Below are 6,285 nucleotides of genomic sequence, written 5' to 3' on the forward strand. Positions count from 1 at the left end.
ATGGAAGAGTTCGCGCAACTCCTCGACCGGCTGGTCCTCACTCCGGCACGCAACGGCAAGCTCACGCTGCTGGTGGATTATTTTCGCGATACGCCTGATCCGGACCGGGGCTATGCCCTTGCCGCGCTCACTGGCGATCTAGACATCGCCAATGTCAAGCCAGCTATGATCCGCGGGCTCATCGCCGAGCGCATGGATGCACAGCTCTTCGCCTATTCCTATGATTATGTTGGGGACCTTGCAGAAACGATCGCACTGGTCTGGTCCACCGATGAGCCCGTCCTTGCCAATTCCGTTCCGACTCTTGGCGATATCGTCACCTCGCTGGCGCTGGCCTCGCGCAGCGACGCTGTGCGGCTCGTCGAGAAATGGCTTGATCAGCTCGACGCCTCGGCCCGCTATGCCCTCCTGAAACTCGTCACCGGCGGCCTGCGCATTGGCGTTTCGGCGCGGCTGGCCAAACAGGCACTGGCACAATTCGGCGATGTCGATGTCACCGAGATCGAGGAATTGTGGCACGGCCTGAAGCCCCCCTATGAAGCGCTCTTTGCCTGGCTCGAAAGCAAGGCCGACAAACCGCAGAGCCTTGCGGCCGCGCCGTTCCGGCCGGTCATGTTGTCCACGCCCCTCGAAGAGCCGGATTATTCAAGGATCAACCCCGAAGAATATGCCGCCGAATGGAAATGGGACGGTATCCGCGTGCAATTGACGGCAGAGTCCGGCAAGCGCCGCATCTATTCGCGTACGGGCGACGATATCAGCCAGGCCTTTCCCGACATTACCGATTTCATGACCTTCGAAGGCACGCTGGATGGCGAATTGCTGGTCGCAAGGAGCACCGGAACGGGCGTTGAGATCCGTGCCTTCGGTGATTTGCAGCAACGCCTCAACCGCAAGACCGTCTCGGCGAAGCAGCTCGAAAGCCATCCCGCTTTCGTCCGCCTGTATGACCTGCTCATCGATGGCGGCGATGACCTTCGTGGATTGATGTTCAGCGAGCGGCGGGCCCGGCTTGAAGATTTTGTCGCGCAGCTGGAGCCGACACGCTTCGATCTGTCACCGCTTGTACCCTATCGCTCGTTTGACGAGCTTGCGACATTGCGCAAGAATCCGCCCCATCCGATCATCGAGGGGCTGATGCTCAAGCAGCGCGCCTCCATCTACGTTCCCGGCCGTCCGAAGGGGCCGTGGTTCAAATGGAAGCGCGACCCCTTCACGATCGATGCCGTGCTGGTCTATGCGCAGCGCGGCCATGGCAAGCGCTCGAGTTACTACTCCGATTATACATTCGCGGTCTGGACCGGGCCGGAAGCGGAACCTCATCTGGTTCCGGTCGGCAAGGCCTATTTCGGCTTTACCGACGAGGAACTGAAGCAGCTTGATGCCTTTGTGCGCAACAATACCACCGAACGATTCGGTCCCGTTCGTTCCGTTCGCGCGGAACCGGCACATGGTCTGGTCCTTGAAGTCGCGTTCGAAGGCCTCAACCGTTCGAAGCGGCACAAATCGGGCGTTGCCATGCGCTTTCCCCGCATCTCGCGCCTTCGCTGGGACAAGCCGCCGATCGAGGCCGACCGGCTGGAAACCCTCGAGGCGCTCCTGCGCGATTCCGAAACGGCGAGCTGACCGTTTTCGGCTTCACCGGAGCCGCCGCCACCACGCAACCTGAAAGGCGCAATGCATGCCTACTGCTTCTTGCTTTCGATGCGCCATTCCCTTGGGCTGAATGTGACATCGAACCGGGACAGGAACGAGCGGCCGAGGAGCCCGTCAACGCCGTCACCGAGCGCGTTTTCCGCATGCACCACAGCGGCAACGTCATTGGCCGTGACGCGCCCGACCTTGACTTCAGCCGCCGAGCTACGCTGTGCCATCGAGATGCCGTTCGCCGTATTCATGCGAACCGGATAATCACCCGACAACGGCATTTTTGCCCGCTCGGCAAAATCCTTCGACATCGAGACAAAGCTAGCGCCCGTATCGACGATGAAGTTGCCAGGCGTCCCATTGATGCTGACCTTGGCGGTGATCACATCCTTCCCTTGCGTGGGGAAGCGATCACTGCCCTTGGCGTAGGCATGATCGCATTTGCCTTTCTTGTTGTATTCCCTGAGGATCGCCTGCGTGCGCGGCGTATCGTTCTGCGTCGGGTCGATTGATACCCAGGTCTGGATGGGCGTGATCGCTTCGCAGTATTTGCCTAGTGCCGCGTAGCTCAAGGAAGCACCCCGGAAGACCTCGCCATTGAGCGTGCTGATGTCCGCGGAAAGACCGATCGCGGAATCGTAAGCATTGATCGCCTCGTCATAACGCTTTGCGTCTTGAAGTATCTGGGCCCGCAAATAGTGGAATTGCGGCAGGTCCGGTGACAGGGCAAGCAGATCATCTGACACCTTGAGGGCGGCGGCAAAGTCGCTCAAGCCATAGAGAATATCTGCTGCATGGTAGAGTGCCACGTCCGATGGCCGGCACTTCGTGGAATAGGCCTGGAATATCTTGGCCGCCTCGCGCTGATAACCTGCGTTCTGCAAGGCTATGGCAAGATCATATGTTGCATTCCAGTCGCAAGGTTCCCGGAACAGGACGGCAAGATGTCCAGCGACAGGATCCCGACCAGCTACGCTTCTCGGCAAGGGCTCCATTTCGAGACGCGCGTAAAACGCTTCGGCACGGGGATCCGGTTTAAATCCGGCAAGATCCATGGCTTTGTCTTCAATGGCTTCGGATCCCAACCACAACGTTGCCGTGATCCCGGCGAGAATGCAGACAACAAAAATGATATGGATGTATTCTTCCCAGACACTGGATCGCGGCGGAATCCCGCCGTTTCTGTCTTCCGACTCTGCTTTGAGCATGTAAATGACTTTCAATATCAATAAAAAAACCAGGCAATATCCGGATATTCTTGACCATGCGCGGGCGTGATGGCAAGTCCTCAGTGTGCAATTCACCGCCATATTTCCGTGACCGCACGTTCCTCATGGTCAATCCGTCAAGAACATTATAAGGGTTGGGCGTGATCGTCATCTCGCAGGATGTGCAGCTATGAGCGATACCGGCACCGAAAAGCCTGTCATTGTCTTGTTCCGCCACGATCTGCGGCTTGCAGACAATCGCGCCCTCTGCGCCGCGGCGCAGAGCAGGAAGCCGGTCATTCCGGTGTTTCTGCGCGATGAGCGGGTGAGCGGCGATCATCGTCCCGTGGGCGGCGCCAGGCGATGGTGGCTTCACCATTCACTGTTCGCACTTGCCGCTTCCCTTAATGCTCTCGGCGCTCCGCTCGTTCTCAGGCGCGGCAGGACCGACGACATCATCGACCACCTGATCGAAGAGACTGGAGCGGATCTGGTTGTCTGGAACCGCCGCTACGATCCCCCGGGGGCCGAGATTGACGAGGCGCTGCACACGGCGCTGGCGCAGCGATCCATCGCAACGAGAAGCTTCGAGGGGCAGCTGCTGCACGAGCCCTGTGCGCTCAAAACCGGTGCAGGCGGGCACTATCGTGTCTACACGCCATTCTGGCGCGCGCTCAATGCCATGCCCGAGCCGCGCGATCCGTTACCGGCGCCGGCGGCGCTGAAGTGCTGGTACCGCAAGGTCGCCTCTGACAATCTCGATGATTGGGCCCTCCTGCCGCAGGAGGCGGACTGGACCAAGGGATTTTCCGAAGCATGGACGCCCGGGGAGGAGGGGGCAAACAACCGGCTGCAGGGTTTTCTCGATGGCGCGGTCGGCGATTACACCGAGGATCGCGACCGGCCGGATATCGATGCGACGTCACGCCTGTCGCCCTACCTTGCCAATGGCGAGATCACGCCCTTCCAGATCTGGCACGCCACGAAGGGTCAGGGCCATGCCGGGGACCGGGCAGGGCTGGAGAAATTCCGCCAGGAGCTCGGATGGCGCGAGTTTTCCTATCATTTGCTGGTCAACAATCCGAAACTGCGCTCTGAAAATTACACCACCTCATTCGATGCATTCCCCTGGGAAAACCGGCCGGACCATCTCAGTGCCTGGAAGCATGGCAAGACCGGTTATCCGATCGTCGATGCCGGTATGCGGCAACTGTGGCAGACCGGCTGGATGCACAATCGTGTGCGCATGATCGTAGCTTCCTTCCTGATCAAGCACCTGCTCATCGATTGGCGCATCGGGGAGGGATGGTTCTGGGATACGCTGGTCGACGCGGACCCGGCCAACAATGCCGCGAGCTGGCAATGGGTGGCCGGGTCCGGCGCCGATGCCGCACCTTATTTCCGCATCTTCAATCCCGTCCTGCAGGGAGAGAAGTTCGACCCGGAAGGTATCTATGTGCGCCAGTTCGTGCCGGAGCTGACTGCTCTGCCGAACAAGTACCTGCATCGGCCATGGACTGCGCCCGAAACTACGCTTGCAGAGGCGAAAGTTGAACTCGGCGAAACCTATCCGCGACCCATTGTCGACCACCAGCGAGCCCGAAAAAGGGCTCTGGAAGCCTTTGAGACGACTCGATAACCCCGGTTTTCCACAAAATCGGGAAAATTTATGCCCGAACCGAATTTTGCCGCATATTCATCAAAAAGCGCCGCCAAATGGCGCTTTGGTCCATATGGTGCAACTTTTCTTTGACGTGATCGTAAGCCCCATCCACGAAAAATATTACAACGAAAGCATTATACCCTCCTTGCCTTTGGGAAAATTTTGGCATTTGTTCATGCCTTCGCAATTCTCTTAGAGGGGAAGGAAAAGAAAAATGACCTTTATGAAACTTAATCTCCGTGCGGCCTTGCTGCTTGGATCACTGATGATCGGCGCAAGCCCGGCCCTGGCCGAAATGGTACTCCATCGCGGCAACAGCGGCGAACCGCAAACCCTCGACCAGTCGCAGACCTCGATCGATATCGAGGCCTTCATCGTCAAGGACCTCTATGAGGGGCTGACTGTCTATGACGCCAACGGCAAGATCGTTCCAGGCGCTGCTGAAAGCTGGACGGTATCGGATGATGGTACGGTCTACACGTTCAAGTTGCGCGCTGACGCAAAGTGGTCCGATGGTTCGCCAGTGACCGCCGAAGACTTCGTCTTCTCGATGCGCCGCGTCGAAGATCCGAAGACCGCAGCCGGCTATGCCAATATTCTCTATCCGATCAAGAATGCCGAAAAGATCAACAAGGGCGGACTGCCCGTAGATCAGCTCGGCCTGAAGGCCGTCGACGACAAGACCCTCGAGATCACGCTGGAACGTCCGACCCCCTTCTTCATCGAACTCCTGTCGCATCAGACCGCGCTGCCAATCAACAAGGCAAGCTTCGAAAAGAACGGCGCAGATTTCGTCAAGCCAGGCAAGCTGGTCGGCAACGGTGCCTTCAAGCTCGCCGAGCATGTGCCCAATGACCATCTGACCGTCGTAAAGAACGAGCACTATTGGGACGCCGCAAACGTCAAGCTCGACAAGGTTATCTTCTACCCGATCGATGACCAGGCTGCGAACGTGCGTCGCTACGAAGCCGGCGAACTCGACCTCGTCTACAATTTCTCGTCCGACCAGATCGATCGTCTGCGCGCCGCCAATCCGAAGCAGGTGCACGTCACGCCGGCTGCGGCAACCTATTACTACCCCTTCGATACGCGCACCGAACCGTTCAACGACGTTCGCGTCCGCCAAGCCCTTTCGATGGCGGTCGACCGCGACTTCCTTGCCAAGGACATCTACAACGGCACGAAACTGCCGGTCTATTCCATGGTTCCTCCAGGGCTCGAGACCTATGGCGAACCAGCCAAGCCTGACTTTGCCGGGCTGTCGCAGCTCGACCGTGAAGACAAGGCCCTGGAACTGATGAAAGAGGCCGGCTACGGCGAAGGCGGCAAGCCGCTCAACATCGAGATCCGTTACAACACCAATCCGAACCATGAACGCGTCGCTACGGCTGTCGCCGACATGTGGAAGAAGACGTTCGGCGCCAATGTGACGCTGATGAATCTCGATATTTCGTCGCACTATGCCTACCTGCAGGAAGGCGGCAAGTTCAACGTTGCCCGTGCCGGCTGGACCGCCGACTATGCGGATGCGGAAAACTTCCTGAACCTCAGCGTCAGCACCAACAAGACATTCAACTACGGGCATTACGAGAACCCCGAATTCGATGCCTTGATGAAGAAGTCCTACGAAGAGCGCGACCCTGCGGCCCGTTCGAAGATCCTGCATGAGGCAGAAGCTCTGATCATGCGCGACCAGCCGATCGCACCGCTGATGAACGACGCCAACCTGTGGCTCGTGGCCGACAAGGTCAAGGGTTGGGGCGACAA

At 58.6% G+C, this 6,285-nt stretch carries 4 protein-coding genes; 3 read left to right on the forward strand and 1 reads right to left on the reverse strand.

What is annotated here, in order from left to right; translation table 11 throughout:
• Positions 1-1,626 (forward strand): cisplatin damage response ATP-dependent DNA ligase, encoded by a 1,626-nt coding sequence (locus K9U38_RS14910; protein WP_224495123.1) that lies wholly within the window; start codon positions 1-3, stop codon positions 1,624-1,626.
• A 59-nt stretch (positions 1,627-1,685) separates the two neighbouring features.
• Here the strand turns inward: K9U38_RS14910 and K9U38_RS14915 are convergent, their stop codons facing one another.
• On the reverse strand, positions 1,686-2,855 hold the full coding sequence (locus K9U38_RS14915; protein WP_224495124.1) for a TIGR02281 family clan AA aspartic protease: 1,170 nt from the start codon (positions 2,853-2,855) through the stop codon (positions 1,686-1,688).
• A gap of 190 nt (positions 2,856-3,045) precedes the next feature.
• Here K9U38_RS14915 and K9U38_RS14920 point away from each other — a divergent pair, with 190 nt between their 5' ends.
• On the forward strand, positions 3,046-4,494 hold the full coding sequence (locus K9U38_RS14920; protein WP_224495125.1) for a cryptochrome/photolyase family protein: 1,449 nt from the start codon (positions 3,046-3,048) through the stop codon (positions 4,492-4,494).
• A 238-nt stretch (positions 4,495-4,732) separates the two neighbouring features.
• Positions 4,733-6,285, forward strand: a 1,553-nt coding sequence (locus K9U38_RS14925) for a peptide ABC transporter substrate-binding protein (protein WP_224495126.1), incomplete at its 3' end; no start/stop codon positions are given.

The organism is Phyllobacterium lublinensis, from assembly GCF_020164435.1.
GTDB lineage: Bacteria > Pseudomonadota > Alphaproteobacteria > Rhizobiales > Rhizobiaceae > Phyllobacterium > Phyllobacterium lublinensis.

What these genes read in the sequence shown, in the direction of transcription:
- K9U38_RS14910 (WP_224495123.1), top strand. Translation starts at nt 1, where the DNA reads ATGGAAGAGTTCGCGCAACTCCTCGACCGGCTGGTCCTCACTCCGGCA.
- K9U38_RS14915 (WP_224495124.1), bottom strand. Translation starts at nt 2,855, where the DNA reads ATGCTCAAAGCAGAGTCGGAAGACAGAAACGGCGGGATTCCGCCGCGA.
- K9U38_RS14920 (WP_224495125.1), top strand. Translation starts at nt 3,046, where the DNA reads ATGAGCGATACCGGCACCGAAAAGCCTGTCATTGTCTTGTTCCGCCAC.